This is a genomic window from Tenacibaculum lutimaris (assembly GCF_003610735.1).
GTDB classification, from domain to species: Bacteria; Bacteroidota; Bacteroidia; order Flavobacteriales; family Flavobacteriaceae; genus Polaribacter; species Polaribacter lutimaris.
The window spans coordinates 96,527-111,147 of the sequence record NZ_RAQM01000012.1 but is presented as its reverse complement, the minus strand read 5'-3'; the positions used below and the strand labels follow the sequence as shown (position 1 = coordinate 111,147).

General features: G+C 33.2%; 12 protein-coding genes. 4 read left to right on the top strand and 8 right to left on the bottom strand.

Features of this window, described 5'->3' with window-relative positions; all coding sequences use genetic code 11:
• Positions 1-109: 109 nt before the first annotated feature.
• From C8N26_RS12710 to C8N26_RS12670, 8 genes are all read right to left on the bottom strand, one after another.
• On the bottom strand, positions 110-1,354 hold the full coding sequence (locus C8N26_RS12710; RefSeq protein WP_120187585.1) for a tetratricopeptide repeat protein: 1,245 nt from the start codon (positions 1,352-1,354) through the stop codon (positions 110-112).
• A 512-nt stretch (positions 1,355-1,866) separates the two neighbouring features.
• Complete coding sequence (locus tag C8N26_RS12700) at positions 1,867-2,295, bottom strand: META domain-containing protein (protein ID WP_120187583.1); 429 nt, start codon at positions 2,293-2,295, stop codon at positions 1,867-1,869.
• A 10-nt stretch (positions 2,296-2,305) separates the two neighbouring features.
• A complete protein-coding gene (locus C8N26_RS12695; protein WP_120187582.1) occupies positions 2,306-3,307 on the bottom strand; it encodes a PliI family lysozyme inhibitor of I-type lysozyme in 1,002 nt (333 codons plus the stop codon).
• Positions 3,308-3,543: 236 nt separating this feature from the next.
• A complete protein-coding gene (locus C8N26_RS12690; protein ID WP_099214016.1) occupies positions 3,544-5,352 on the bottom strand; it encodes an acyl-CoA dehydrogenase family protein in 1,809 nt (602 codons plus the stop codon).
• 121 nt (positions 5,353-5,473) lie between these two features.
• Positions 5,474-6,664 (bottom strand): acetyl-CoA C-acyltransferase, encoded by a 1,191-nt coding sequence (locus tag C8N26_RS12685; RefSeq protein WP_120187581.1) that lies wholly within the window; start codon positions 6,662-6,664, stop codon positions 5,474-5,476.
• A 46-nt stretch (positions 6,665-6,710) separates the two neighbouring features.
• A complete protein-coding gene (locus C8N26_RS12680) occupies positions 6,711-7,064 on the bottom strand; it encodes a four helix bundle protein (protein WP_099214018.1) in 354 nt (117 codons plus the stop codon).
• A 40-nt stretch (positions 7,065-7,104) separates the two neighbouring features.
• A complete protein-coding gene (locus C8N26_RS12675) occupies positions 7,105-9,510 on the bottom strand; it encodes a 3-hydroxyacyl-CoA dehydrogenase/enoyl-CoA hydratase family protein (RefSeq protein ID WP_120187580.1) in 2,406 nt (801 codons plus the stop codon).
• Between the two features lie 18 nt (positions 9,511-9,528).
• Positions 9,529-9,990, bottom strand: coding sequence for a MarR family winged helix-turn-helix transcriptional regulator (locus C8N26_RS12670; RefSeq protein WP_028892831.1), 462 nt, complete (start codon positions 9,988-9,990; stop codon positions 9,529-9,531).
• 191 nt (positions 9,991-10,181) lie between these two features.
• Between C8N26_RS12670 and C8N26_RS12665 the strand changes: the two genes are divergently transcribed.
• The 4 genes from C8N26_RS12665 to C8N26_RS12650 all read left to right on the top strand — a co-directional run bounded on the left by C8N26_RS12665 (position 10,182) and on the right by C8N26_RS12650 (position 14,568).
• Complete coding sequence (locus tag C8N26_RS12665) at positions 10,182-11,111, top strand: ABC transporter ATP-binding protein (RefSeq protein ID WP_028892832.1); 930 nt, start codon at positions 10,182-10,184, stop codon at positions 11,109-11,111.
• A gap of 3 nt (positions 11,112-11,114) precedes the next feature.
• Complete coding sequence (locus C8N26_RS12660) at positions 11,115-12,437, top strand: ABC transporter permease (RefSeq protein WP_120187579.1); 1,323 nt, start codon at positions 11,115-11,117, stop codon at positions 12,435-12,437.
• 80 nt (positions 12,438-12,517) lie between these two features.
• Positions 12,518-13,363: a mechanosensitive ion channel family protein gene (locus C8N26_RS12655; protein WP_120187578.1), complete on the top strand. Its 846-nt coding sequence runs from the start codon at positions 12,518-12,520 to the stop codon at positions 13,361-13,363.
• Between the two features lie 41 nt (positions 13,364-13,404).
• Positions 13,405-14,568 (top strand): sigma-54-dependent transcriptional regulator, encoded by a 1,164-nt coding sequence (locus C8N26_RS12650; RefSeq protein ID WP_028892835.1) that lies wholly within the window; start codon positions 13,405-13,407, stop codon positions 14,566-14,568.
• Positions 14,569-14,621 lie beyond the last annotated feature (53 nt).

Sequence of the window (14,621 nt, the reverse complement as noted above, 5' to 3'; positions counted from 1 at the left end):
TAGTAAAAAGTGGTTTACCTTATGATGCAAATTATAAAAGTACTTTGGTTTAAAAAAGTATAAAATTTACTTGTTTTTTACCTCAGTTCTTTGTTAGCTGCTGGATTTTTTAAATCATTGTATTTATTAATTCAGATGCACTTATGTAACAAATGTTTGATTTTGATTGGTCTAATTCTTCTGTTTCTCTTAATTCTTTCCCTGGATGAACATAATTTCTAAAAATTCTAGAAATGTTTCCAAGATGAACAAAGTGTTTCTCGAGCATTTTTTTCTGTTCCAAAAATTGAAGCAAATCATTCAAGGTTGCCTCAAATAATCCTTTGCTTACTTTTCTATTATTTACTTCGTAAGAAACATTTGTGATTTTTTTCTTTTTTAGGTGATAAATCAAAAGAGTTTCAATTAATGAACCTGACAGTATTATAGTAGATTTGTGGTTTTTCATTAAATAGTTTAAAGTCAGTTCTTCATAGTCTCGAAGAATTAGCTTTTTAAACTGCTTATTGATTTTGTTTATCTTCTTAATATTTCTGTAATAATTAATTTCTTCAAGTGATTTTGTGTTCAGTTTTTCTATTCCTTGAATCCAATTATCATTTACGACCTTTAATTTTATTTCTGAAATAGCTTTCTCTAAAAAAGGGTTTATCTCATAAATTATTTCATAATATTCTCCACGTTGCCCTGTTTCACAAATGTAGTTTTTATCTATCCATTGATTTCGTAAAGATTCAGCTTTGTCCTCGTCAGTTTGCATAAAAACTTTGAATTTCCACTTTGGAATAGCGATAATTCCATTGTTAAAAGATTCATCTTTTCTTGCATTCTGAATAAATAAAGTAAGTTTATTTATTACAAATTTATTCTCTCTTTCAAGATAAATTAAAGAGTGTTTAAACTTTTGCTCTCGTTCTTTAATTTCTGAAACAATTTGATTTAAAGTGTCATAGTTGTTTGAAACAATTTCGTCATTTGGTTCAATTTCGTATGCTTGAGATATTAAGTCAAATGCTTCTTTAAATTTTCTTTTTCGTTTTTTTATGTTTGAAAGGTTATTTAAAACAGCTGAATTTTCAGGATTTGAAATTAACAGGTATTCATAGACCTTTTCTGCCATATTCTCATTATCCAACTCGACAAAAGCAAAAGCTAGTTCAAATGAATAGTATAGTTCTGAAGAAGAAGTTAGTTTTGAAATTTTATTGAAACTTTCGATTACAGCAGGATATTTTTTCTCACTATGCAACTGTTCGATAAGTTCCTCAAATTTTAATGAAGCTGAAAATTCCTCATCTTCTTGAATGAGTTTTTTTATTTCTCTTATTCTTTCTGTGATTTCTTTTTTAGTCATTTTTTCAGCTTGCAGCTAACTTGTTTATATATATGTATAATACATCGTTATACACCCATTTTTGTAGGTTTATGGTTGTATTTTATGTTTGTTTATACTTTAACGAACTTACTAATAATAATTTAATTTTCTTACGGAATCCCATAAGCTCAGCTATTTAGGTAATAAAAGATGCTTTAAGTGTCATTAAAGGCTGCACGGGTCGCTAATATCACGGCATGCTCCGCAGACACCGCGGCATGGGTCGCTAATATCACGGCATGCTCCGCAGACACCACGGCACGGGTCGCTGATATCACGGCATGCTCCGCAGACACCACGGCACGGGTCACAGATATTACGGCATGCTCCGAAGATACCACGGCATGGGTCGCTGAAACTGTATACTTATTAGCGGACGCTGCCTTTGGTAGTAAAAAAATAAACCTCATACCAACAAACTAAAAAAAGGCTGTATAGTATGAGGTTTTCCCCTATGTTATCACTCAGTTTAAAGAGACAACTATAGTGAGTTATTCTTCAGTGGTTACTTTTTTAAAGCGCATCATGGTTACATCGTCCATTAATAAGTTTAGTTTTCCTTCTATGTCAAAGCTATACTTGTTAATTTTTTTAATGGTTTTTAAAAATACTTGTTCCCCTTGTCCGCAATACATCATAGTAGTTGGTCCTGCTTCTCCAAAAGAAATAGCATTTTCTTCACCTAACATAAACTCAGCAGCATAACCGTTACAACCGTTATTTCCTGTAGCTTTTTTTGTTTCTTTATCAAACGTAAGTTGTGGCTTTTTAGTAGGGTATAATCCATCAAAAGCAATTCTTGGTCCAGTAATATATTCTAGTTCCCAAGTGGTATTGTATAGCTGATCAGCAGCATCTTTTTTAGTACAAGAAACTGTGATTAGTAAAATGGTAGCGAATAAAAATGATAGTTTTTTCATAATAAATAGTTTAATTTTTAGTGTTAAAATCAGTTGAGTTCTTTATTTCAAATTTTCTTGAAGCTTCACCGTCAACCAATTTATAATTAATTTGTCTGATGCCTCCTGTTGGGTTAGCATTAGAATCTTCTTTTGTATAAATAGGAAAGCGTTGAGATAGGGTAGTTTCAACAATGATAAACTCATCGTGTCCCATATATCCTTCACTTAATTTTTTATTTTCAGTAATAGGAGGGAAGTATATTTGACTCACCGATTTTCCGTTATTAACAGAATATCCAATTACGTTACCGTAGCTTCCGCTTCCATCAGATTGAGTATAAATAACTACTTCAGGAAAACCATCTGAGTTTAAATCTTCAATTTCAGCACCAACAACGCTACCATCAATGGTTTGGGTAATTGTTGAATTATCAATTTCTAAACCGTAAGGAGCAACCGTTAATTCAGTATCTACTTCATTTTTTTTAGTAGATATATTAAAACCAATTCCTTGCAAGATTAAATGCTTCTTAAAAATGGTTTTGTCTATTTGTGTTTGGTCTAAGTCTCCTTCAATTTTATGGTAAGAACCTGCAAGGCTTCCTCCACCAGAACAGTAAAAGTTTAATAAACCACTGTCTTCTTTGTTTGCCGTTGCAATAGAAATTTGTTTGTTTTTAAAAGAAAATACTACAGTTTTACCATTTATGTCAGCTTTGTAGGTACTGTCATTTGCTTTTTTAGCAAGAGCATCAAAAGTACAGGTAGGTTTTTTCTTGTCAGCTCGTGAGCGAACTACAATTTTTAATTGATTATTTATAGCTGGTTTAATAGCAACAGAAACCCAATCGTATCCTTCGCTTCTTTTTTCATATTCTGAAGAAACATAGTTTCCAGTAACATCAGTTATTGTGGCTACTGTTTCTTGGTTAACAGTTTTTTGTGTGTCTGCTTTTTTTGCTTCATTTTTACAGCTAACTATGGCTAAAAATGCCATTCCTAGTAGTGCTGAATTGGTAAGTTTTATCATGCTATTTTATTTTTCATAGGGACTGATTCAATAAATATACCATTAAAGATATGAAAAAGCATTTTAAGAAAAACTTAAGAACCTTAATTTTACAGAAGCTTGATATTGTAGTGTATAGGTTTGTTAATGTTTTTTTAGAGGATAAAAAAAAGACCGCCAAAAACTAATTTGACGATCTTTTAAACAAACAACTAAATTCTAAAACCTATAAAAGTTGAAGAAAATTTTTCTATTTTTTAGAAGCAGTATTTATTTTCTGCTTTTAATTTTTCTGCGATTGTGTCACGTAACTCAACTACGTTAGGGTAGTTTGCGTATTTTGTAAAACGCTTAAGTCCCATTAACATCATACGTTGCTCATCACCTTCAGCGAAAGAAATAATTCCTTCTCTTGCGCTTTTAGTAATAGTTTCTACGGCATTGTATAAGTATAACTTAGCCATTGCAATCTGTTCTTTTTGAGCATCTTCACCAAAACGCTTCGCGTTCTTTTCTGTTCTTAAAATTCCAGATTCTGCCATGTATATTTCAATTAAAATATTAGAAGCAGCAGTTAATAACTGTTGGTGTTGCTCTAATTCTGGACCAAATTTTTGTAATGCAGCTCCAGCTACCATTAAGAATACTTTCTTAAGTTTAGCTAACATCTCTTTTTCTTCTGAGAATAATTCAGAATAATCTGGAGTATCGAAAGAAGGAATTCCCATTAATTCGTTTTGAACTGCCATTGCAGGATTTAATAAATCTACATGACCTTTCATTGCTTTTTTAACCAACATTCCTACCGATAATAAACGGTTGATTTCGTTAGTTCCTTCGTAAATACGAGCAATACGAGCATCTCTCCAAGCAGACTCCATTGGAGTTTCTTCAGAGAATCCCATACCTCCGTAAATTTGGATTCCTTCATCAGCACAGTTTTGTACGTCTTCAGAAACAGCTACTTTTAAGATTGAACATTCAATAGCATATTCTTCAACACCTTTTAATTCTGCATCTTGGTGAGAACTTCCTTCAGATTCACGAATAGCAATTCTGTCTTCAATGTTTTTAGCTGCTCTGTATGATGCAGATTCACCAACATAAGCACTAGTAGCCATTTCAGCTAACTTCATTTTAATAGCTCCAAATTCTGAAATAGGAGTTTTAAATTGCTTACGCTCGTTAGCATAGTTTACAGCATGGCTAATAATTCTTCTTTGAGAATCTAAACAAGCACCAGCTAGTTTAATACGACCAACGTTTAAGGCGTTCATTGCAATTTTGAATCCACCACCACGAACAGATAACATGTTTTCAACAGGAATTAATGTATCGTTGAAAAATACCTGACGTGTAGATGATGCACGAATACCTAATTTGTGCTCTTCTTCTCCTAAAGTTACTCCGTTAGGATTGTTTTTATCATATTCTAAGATAAAACCAGTAATGTTTTTATCGTCTTCAATACGAGCAAAAACGATGAAGATTTCAGCAAAACCTGCATTCGAAATCCACATTTTTTGTCCGTTAATTTTGTAGTGCTTTCCGTCTTCAGTTAACTCAGCAGTAGTTTTACCTGAGTTCGCATCCGATCCAGCTCCTGGTTCTGTTAAACAGTAAGCTCCAAACTTTTCACCCATTGCTAACGCAGGAACGTATTTTTGCTTTTGCTCTTCAGTACCGTATAAAGTAATTGGCATCGTACCAATACCTGTATGTGCACCAAAAGCTGTACTAAAAGATCCTGTTCCACTTGAAATATAATCACAAGTTAACATGGTAGAAACGAATCCCATTCCTAATCCGCCATAAGCTTCAGGAACAGCCACACCTAAGAATCCTAATTCACCTGCTTTACGCATAGTTTCTTCGGTAAGTGCATAATCTTTCTTTTCGAAACGATCTTTATAAGGAATAATTTCACGGTCGTTAAATTCTTTAACCGCATCACGCATCATTGTTTGCTCTTCTGAAAAATCTTCAGGAGTAAATATATCTTCGCATTTTGTTTCTTTTACTAGGAACTGCCCTCCGCGTAAAATATCTTTATTTAATTCTGACATAGTATATTAGATTTTAGTATTTAGTAGTGAGTATTGAGATACTAACTACTTTTATAATTTTGTTACTTATTTTTTAAAAGAGATGAGAAAATTCTCAATACTCAATACTTATATCTTAATTTTAATTTAAGAATTCAAAAATACCAGCAGCACCTTGACCAGTACCTACACACATGGTTACCATTCCGTATTTGTTATTCATGTTACGCTTACGCATTTCGTCAAATAACTGAACAGATAGTTTACCACCAGTACATCCTAATGGGTGACCTAAAGCAATTGCTCCACCATTTACGTTAACGATATCTGGATTTAAACCTAATTCGCGAATAACAGCTAACGATTGTGAAGCAAACGCTTCATTTAGTTCAATTAATTCAATATCACTTTGTTGTAAACCTGCTTGTTTTAATGCTTTTGGAATAGCTGCTACAGGACCAATTCCCATAATACGAGGTGGTACTCCTGCTGCTGCATAACTTACTAAACGAGCTTCTGGTTGAATACCTAACTCTTTTACCATATCTTCACTCATTACCATTACGAACGCAGCACCATCACTTGTTTGTGATGAGTTACCAGCGGTAACAGAACCATTAGCTGCAAATACTGGACGTAATTTTGCTAAGGCTTCTACGCTAGTTCCACGACGTGGACCTTCGTCTTTAGTAACTGTGTAATTTCTTGTTGCACGTTTTCCGTTTCCATCAATGTAGGTTTCTTCTACATTGATTGGAGCTATTTGATCTTGAAAACGATCACTATCTAACGCTTTTAAAGCTTTCATGTGCGATTCGTATGCAAATTGATCTTGGTCTGCACGAGATACATTGTATTGTTGAGCTACTGCTTCCGCAGTATTACCCATTCCCCAATAGTAATCTTCGTGACCTGCATTTACGATATCGTAGTTTAATTCTGGTTTAAAACCTGTCATTGGTACAGAACTCATACTTTCTGCTCCACCAGCAATAATACACTCTGCCATTCCAGATTGAATTTTTGCTACAGCCATACCAATAGTTTCTAATCCTGATGAACAGAAACGGTTTACGGTAACTCCAGGAACATCCACAGAATCTAATCCGATTAATGAAATAATTCTTGCCATGTTTAATCCTTGAGAACCTTCAGGCATTGCGTTACCAACAATAACATCGTCGATACGTTTTACATCGAATTCTGGCAACTTACCCATCATATATTTGATGGTTTCAGCAGCTAATTCGTCAGCTCTTTTAAATCTGAACACACCTTTTTTAGATTTCCCTACGGCGGTTCTATATCCTTTTACTATATATGCTGTTTTCATTTTATTTTTAGTATTGAGTATTGAGGTTTTAGTATTGAGTGAATGTTTAGGCGTTTAATTTTTGCTGAAAAACATAATTCATTTTCTGAATTTCAATACACAACTCAATAATGGGTTGTACTTTATCTTTATGTATTAGGTTCAATTCAATAACTAATAGTAATTGCGTTTGAAGTTCGTATGTAGAACCATTTGCAACACTCAAAAAGTGTTTGAATTCTTTTTGTGAATTTCTACCAGCTCCTTCTGCTATATTTGAAGGAATCGAAATAGCACTTCTCTTTATTTGAGATGTTAGTCCGAATTTTTCATCCGATGGTAATTCTGAAACAAGTAGATAGGTAGCTTTTGCTAACTTTATTGATTTTTGCCATATTTTTAAATCTTCTACTTTATGCATTTCTAACTACTTAATACTAATATCTCAATACTATTCGCAACTAGTTGCGAAGTGGTTTACCAGTTTTTAACATATGCTGAATACGCTCTAACGTTTTACGTTCTGTAGTTAAACTTAAGAAAGCTTCACGTTCAAGGTCTAATAAATACTGCTCAGTAACTTTTGTTGGTTCTGATAAATCTCCTCCAGCCATTACATAGGCTAGTTTGTTTGCAATTTTCTGATCGTGTTCAGAAATATATTTAGAAGCTTCCATAGAGTCTGTTCCTACTAAGAACATACCTAAGGCTTGCTTACCTAATACTAAAACATCTTTGCGTTTTGCTGGTTGTGTATAACCTGCTTCTGCTAATAATACAGCGTGTTTTTTAGCTTCTGCTATTTGACGGTCTTTGTTTACAACCACAACGTCTTTTCCTTTTTGTAGTAAGTTTAAGTCGTATGCTTCATAAGCTGAAGTTGCAACTTTAGCCATACCAATAGTTAAGAAGTGCTCTTGTAATACGTTTAATTGAACATCGCCAGTGTGGAATAAGTCCTGAGCTCTTAAAGCCATTTCTTTAGATCCACCACCACCAGGAATTACTCCAACTCCAAACTCTACTAATCCGATGTAGGTTTCAGCAGCAGCAACTACTTTATCAGCGTGTAATGATAACTCACATCCACCACCTAACGCCATTCCGTGAGGAGCAGCAATAGTAGGAATTGCAGAGTAACGCATACGCATCATTGTATCTTGGAAATACTTGATAGCCATGTTTAATTCATCATACTCTTGCTCAACAGCCATCATAAAAATCATTCCAATGTTGGCACCTACTGAGAAGTTTGCAGCTTGGTTACCAATAACTAATCCTTGGAAGTCTTTTTCAGCTAAATCAACTGCTTTATTTAATCCTGCTAAAACATCACCACCAATAGTGTTCATTTTAGATTGGAATTCACAGTTTAAGATTCCGTCTCCTAAATCTTCAATAACAACTCCAGAGTTTTTGAATACCTCAGTAGTTTTACGAATGTTATCTAAGATGATAAATGAATCTTGTCCTGGTTTTTTAACTTGTGCTTTTGCAGGTACATCGTAGTAATATGTTGCACCGTCTTTAACTGTATAGAAAGATTTTTCTCCTTTAGCTAACATTTCTGTTACCCAAGCAGCTGGTTCTTTTCCTTCAGCTTTCATTAATTCGATACCTTTTTCAACTCCTACAGCATCCCAAATTTCGAAAGGACCATTTTCCCATCCGAAACCTGCTTTCATGGCATCGTCAATTCTATATAATTCATCAGAAATTTCTGGAATCCTATTTTGAACGTACGCAAACATTGCTGCGAAGTTCTTACGGTAAAATTCTCCCGCTTTATCTTTTCCGCCAACTAATACTTTAAATCGGTCAATTGGCTTATCGATTGTTTTTGTTAATTCTAACGTAGCAAATTTTGCTTTTTTAGACGGACGGTATTCCATCGTATCTAAGTCTAACGCTAAAATTTCACGCTTTCCTTCAGCATTGGTTGTTTTTTTGTAAAAACCTTGCTTGGTTTTATTACCTAACCACTTATTTTCCATCATTGTGTTGATGAAATCTGGTAATTTGAATAAATCGTGAGCTTCGTCGTTAGGACAGTTTTCGTAAATTCCGTTAGCAACGTGTACTAAAGTATCTAATCCAACAACATCAACAGTACGGAAAGTAGCTGACTTTGGTCGTCCAATAACAGGACCAGTTAATTTATCAACTTCTTCAACTGTTAATCCTAATTCTTTTACTTGGTGAAATAATGATTGGATTCCGAAGATACCAATACGGTTACCAATAAATGCTGGTGTATCTTTTGCTAATACTGAAGTTTTTCCTAAGAATTTAGAACCATAATCCATTAAGAAGTCAGTAACTTCTTGTTTACAGTCTGGTCCTGGAACAACTTCAAATAATTTTAAATAACGAGGAGGGTTAAAAAAGTGTGTTACCGCAAAGTGCTTACGAAAATCTTCACTACGTCCTTCGTTCATAAACTTAATTGGAATACCCGAAGTGTTGGTAGAAATAATTGTACCAGGTGTACGGTATTTTTCAACTTGTTCAAAAACACTTTGTTTAATGTCTAAGCGTTCAACAACTACTTCCATAATCCAATCTACATCTTTTACTTTGTGTAAATCGTCTTCAAGGTTTCCAGTAGTAATTCTATCTGCAAATTTTTTATTGTAGATAGGTGATGGTTTTGATTTTAACGAAGCAGTCAAAGCATCATTTACCAAACGGTTACGAACTACTTTGTCTTCTAAGGTTAATCCTTTTGCTTTCTCTTGGTCGTTTAATTCTCTAGGAACAATGTCTAATAATAAGACTTCAACGCCAATGTTAGCAAAATGACATGCAATACCAGATCCCATGATACCAGAACCGATAATTGCTACTTTTTTAATTCTTCTTGCCATTTGTTTATTGGTTTGTTTTTATACAGCTTTATTGTCAATATCATCTTCGTATATTAACTTATCTGTAATTAGTTTGTTTATTGTTGTTGTAACTTTAAAAAAGTTTTCTAACTCTTCTTCAGTAATATACTCTCTTACTTTATTGTTAAATTGGTAAACATGCCCCTTAGAAACTTCACGCATTTCCTTACCGTATCCGGTAAGTTTTAGAATAACACTTCTCCCATCATTAGGATTTTTCTCGCGACATATAACTCCTTTATCTTCCATGGTTTTTAATAAACGAGAAAGACTTGTAGGCTCCATTCCCATTAAAGGGCCCAAAGCTGTAGAAGGAGTACCGTTTTCAGAATCTATATTCAACAAAGCAAAAGCTGTAGCCATTGTGCTATCGTGCTTAGCAGCTTGCTCATTATACATTTTTGCAACCGCTTGCCAAGTGGCTCTTAATTGGTGATCTATCGATTTATCTTTATCCATCGATGCCAAATATATAAAAATTTATTATGCATGCATAGTATTTTATAAAAAAAATTATGCATGCATAATAAAATTAACATAAAATTAATCTTGTAACGTTTACTGCGAAGTAGATACTAATTGAGTATAAAAATATGTAAGTTTGTCACTGCTGTTTTTTAATAAACGGCAATTAATCAACTATTATGTCTATGAATAATTTATTAGAAATAAATAATGTGGTAAAACGTTATGGCGATTATACTGCATTAAATAATGTGTCTATGCACATACCTAAAGGAAGCGTTTTTGGTTTGTTAGGTCCTAATGGAGCAGGAAAAACCTCGCTTATTAGAATTATCAATCAAATAACAATGCCTGATGCTGGTGAAATTATATTAGATGGAGAAAAGTTAGCTCCAAACCATATAGAGCATATAGGTTACTTACCAGAAGAAAGAGGGCTGTATAAGAGTATGAAGGTAGGAGAGCAGGCATTATACCTTGCTCAATTAAAAGGGTTGAGTAAATCGGAAGCAAAAAAACGATTGAAATATTGGTTTGATAAATTTGATATTGGTGCTTGGTGGAATAAAAAGATTGAAGAGTTATCTAAAGGAATGGCGCAGAAGGTACAGTTTATAGTAACTGTACTACACCAGCCTAAATTATTAATTTTTGATGAGCCTTTTTCTGGTTTCGATCCTATTAATGCGCAATTAATAGCAAAGGAAATTTTACAGTTGAGAGATGAAGGAGCTACCATTATTTTTTCTACCCATAGAATGGAGTCTGTTGAGGAAATGTGTGATTATATAGCTTTGATTAACAAGTCGAATAAAATTTTAGATGGTAAGCTAGAAGATATTAAAAAGGAGTTTAGAACAAATACTTTTCAGGTTGGATTAGCTACTTCTAATTCAAAAGAAGTGGAGCAAAAGCTAAAAGAAAACTTTGAGGTTTTACCAGCAGATTTTAAATTGTTAAATGAAGGGTTAAAGTTAAATGTAAAACTTACTAACGGAAGTTCTCCAAACGATTTACTATCGTATTTAACCAACCAAGGTCAAGTACAGCATTTTGTAGAGTTGGTGCCAAGTGCTAATGATATTTTTATTCAAGCAATCCATAAAAACAGTTAAGCAATGAAAAGATTACGATTAATTATAGAACGCGAATTTATTGCTAAGGTTAGAAATAAATCATTTATCGTTATGACGTTTTTAAGTCCGCTGTTGATGATTGGAATGGGAGCGTTGGTGTTTTTCTTAATGAAAAAGAATGATGAGAAGGTAAAGAAGATTGTATATGTAGATGAATCAGGAAAATTTTCTAAAGATGTATTTGTAGATTCTAAAACAGTAAAATATCAAGATTTTACAGCATTAGGTATCGAAGATTCAAAAAAGAAGGTTGAAGAAGGGGATTATTATGGAGCTTTGTATATTCCAAAACAAGATAGTTTAGAAGTGTTGGCAAAATCGATTGAGTTTTTCTCGAAAGATTCTCCTAGTATGTCTATTATGGAAAGCTTAGAAGATAAGATAGATAAGGTATTGCGTCATGAAAAACTAACCAGTTTCGGAATCGATATTGCGCATATTGAAGAATCAAAAATAGCTTCAGAAATCAAAATGTTGAACTTTTCTGGAGAAAAATCATCTAAATTAATCAACGGATTAAAAATTGGTGTGGGAGCTATTGCAGGTTATTTATTAATGATGTTTGTTATGATTTATGGAACATCGGTAATGCGTAGTGTAATTGAAGAAAAAACAAGTAGAATTATTGAAGTAATTGTCTCTTCAGTAAAACCTTTTCAATTAATGTTAGGAAAAATTATTGGAAATGCTTCAGCAGGATTGTTACAATTCTTTATTTGGGGAATTTTGTTTTTAGTGTTTAGCCTAGTAGCATCTTCTTTCTTTGGAGTTGATATGATGGAAATGCAGTCAGCAAAAGTATCACCAGAACAAATGGAAGCTATTCAGCAAACAGCAACCAATAAAGGTGAAATGATTGTGCAAGAAATTTTCAGATTGCCTTTAGTAAAAATGTTTTTCTTATTCATTTTCTACTTCTTAGGAGGATATATGTTGTATAGTTCTTTGTTTGCAGCGGTAGGTGCTGCAGTAGATAACGAAACGGATACGCAACAATTTATGATGCCTATTATGTTACCGTTAATTTTAGCAGTATATGTAGGTTTTGCAACGGTAATTAATGATCCTCACGGACCAGTATCAGTAATATTCTCATATATACCATTTACGTCGCCAATCGTTATGTTAATGAGAATTCCATTTGGAGTAGCTTGGTGGGAAATAGCAATCTCTATGTTGCTATTAATTCTTACTTTTATAGTTATTGTATGGGTAGCTGCTAAGATTTATCGTGTAGGTATTTTAATGTATGGTAAAAAAGCAACCTATAAAGATTTATGGAAATGGATTCGTTATAACGGATAATCATTTTTTATGAAATAAATTGTACAGTCGTTAGTTTAATGTACTCGAAAGAGTTTAATAAAAACAATAAGAACTAGTAGATGAAAGAAATTATAAAGGAAATAACCGATTTTTTAAACTACAGAATCCCTGTGGGAGGAAAAGATGTTGAGTTTACACTAAAAACAGTCTTGTTTTTAATCGTAGGTTTACTTTTTGTCAAGTTTTTATTAAAGTACTTAAAAAAACTAGCAAAAAGTAAGTTAGAGCAAGAAGATAAAAACAAGTTTGATACTATTTTCTCGTTTACAAGTTGGTTGGCTTATGTAGTTGTTTTTTCAATAGGTTTAAGTTCTGCAGGAGTTAATTTAAGTGCGATTTTAGTAGCATCTTCTGCTTTATTAATAGGTATTGGTTTGGCTTTACAAACCTTTTTTCAAGATATCATTTCTGGAATTTTTATCATAGTTGATAAGAGTGTGCATGTAGGTGATATTATAGAGTTAGATGATAAAGTTGGAAGGGTAGAAGAAATAAAATTAAGAACTACCAGAGCAGTAACTATCGATAATAAAGTTTTGGTTATTCCTAACCATAAGTATTTGTCAAACAGCTTATATAACTGGACGCAAAACGGAACTACAACTCGTGAAAATGTTATAGTAGGAGTAGCATATGGTAGTGATGTAGCTCTGGTTAAAAAACTGTTGATGCAAGCTGCTAATGAGCATCCTAAGGTGTACCAGCATCCAGCACCATTGGTGCTTTTTGAAAATTTTGGAGATAGTTCATTAGATTTTAAATTGATTTTTACACTGAATGATAGCTTTCAGGCGGCAGTGCCAAAAAGTGATATTAGGTTTAGAATAGATGAATTATTTAGAGAGCATGATATAAGTATTCCGTTTCCTCAAAGAGACATACATATTATTGAGAAGAATAAATAATGGCTTAATTGTTGCTTTTCTAGAAAGAATAAAAAGAAAATATGGCTAAAATATTAATAATAGAAGATGAAGCTGCAATCCGCAGAGTATTAAAAAAAATCATTTCTGAAGAGAATGATTCCTATGAAGTAGAAGAAGCTGAAGATGGATTGGCTGGAATTGAAATGATAAAAAATACAGATTACGATTTAGTATTGTGTGATATTAAAATGCCAAAAATGGATGGTGTTGAGGTGTTAGAAAAGGCTAGGAAAATTAAACCTGAAACACCAATGGTAATGATATCAGGTCATGGAGATCTTGATACAGCAGTAAATACAATGCGTTTAGGTGCTTTTGATTATATTTCGAAACCACCGGATTTAAATCGCTTGTTAAATACAGTTCGTAATGCATTAGATAAAAAAGAACTAGTAGTTGAAAATAAACGTTTAAAAAAGAAGGTAAGTAAAAACTACGAAATGATTGGTGAGAGTGAAGCTATTACTCATATTAAAGATATGATAGAGAAGGTTTCAGCTACCGATGCTCGTGTGTTAATTACAGGTCCTAATGGAACGGGAAAAGAGTTAGTAGCACATTGGTTACATGAAAAATCTGATCGTTCTAAAGCACCAATGATAGAGGTGAATTGTGCGGCTATTCCTTCGGAATTGATTGAAAGTGAATTGTTTGGTCATGTAAAAGGAAGTTTTACAGGAGCAAACAAAGATAGAGCAGGAAAGTTTGAGGCAGCAAATGGAGGAACCATTTTTTTAGATGAGATAGGGGATATGAGTCTGTCTGCACAAGCAAAGGTATTACGTGCATTACAAGAAAATCGTATTCAGCGTGTAGGTTCTGATAAGGATATCAAAGTAAATGTGCGTGTGGTTGCTGCGACAAATAAAGATTTGAAAAAGGAAATTGCGGAAGGACGTTTTCGTGAGGATTTATATCACCGTTTAGCAGTTATTTTAATTAAAGTTCCTGCTTTAAACGATAGAAGAGAAGATATTCCGTTATTAGTAAACTTCTTTGCGAAGAAAATTTCCGAAGAACAAGGAATGCCTAAAAAAGCATTTGCAGACGATGCTATTAAGCAATTACAAGAATATGACTGGACAGGAAACATCCGAGAGTTACGAAATGTAGTTGAGCGATTACTTATTTTAGGAGAAAAAGAAGTTTCTAAAAATGACGTGAAACTATTTGCGAGTAAATAACATTACTAGGTAATAAATAAAAAAGAAGAGCAAAATGCTCTTCTTTTTTTATG

Coding starts and splice junctions, on each gene's coding strand:
- C8N26_RS12710 (WP_120187585.1), bottom strand. CDS start 1,354: ATGACTAAAAAAGAAATCACAGAAAGAATAAGAGAAATAAAAAAACTC.
- C8N26_RS12700 (WP_120187583.1), bottom strand. CDS start 2,295: ATGAAAAAACTATCATTTTTATTCGCTACCATTTTACTAATCACAGTT.
- C8N26_RS12695 (WP_120187582.1), bottom strand. CDS start 3,307: ATGATAAAACTTACCAATTCAGCACTACTAGGAATGGCATTTTTAGCC.
- C8N26_RS12690 (WP_099214016.1), bottom strand. CDS start 5,352: ATGTCAGAATTAAATAAAGATATTTTACGCGGAGGGCAGTTCCTAGTA.
- C8N26_RS12685 (WP_120187581.1), bottom strand. CDS start 6,664: ATGAAAACAGCATATATAGTAAAAGGATATAGAACCGCCGTAGGGAAA.
- C8N26_RS12680 (WP_099214018.1), bottom strand. CDS start 7,064: ATGCATAAAGTAGAAGATTTAAAAATATGGCAAAAATCAATAAAGTTA.
- C8N26_RS12675 (WP_120187580.1), bottom strand. CDS start 9,510: ATGGCAAGAAGAATTAAAAAAGTAGCAATTATCGGTTCTGGTATCATG.
- C8N26_RS12670 (WP_028892831.1), bottom strand. CDS start 9,990: ATGGATAAAGATAAATCGATAGATCACCAATTAAGAGCCACTTGGCAA.
- C8N26_RS12665 (WP_028892832.1), top strand. CDS start 10,182: ATGAATAATTTATTAGAAATAAATAATGTGGTAAAACGTTATGGCGAT.
- C8N26_RS12660 (WP_120187579.1), top strand. CDS start 11,115: ATGAAAAGATTACGATTAATTATAGAACGCGAATTTATTGCTAAGGTT.
- C8N26_RS12655 (WP_120187578.1), top strand. CDS start 12,518: ATGAAAGAAATTATAAAGGAAATAACCGATTTTTTAAACTACAGAATC.
- C8N26_RS12650 (WP_028892835.1), top strand. CDS start 13,405: ATGGCTAAAATATTAATAATAGAAGATGAAGCTGCAATCCGCAGAGTA.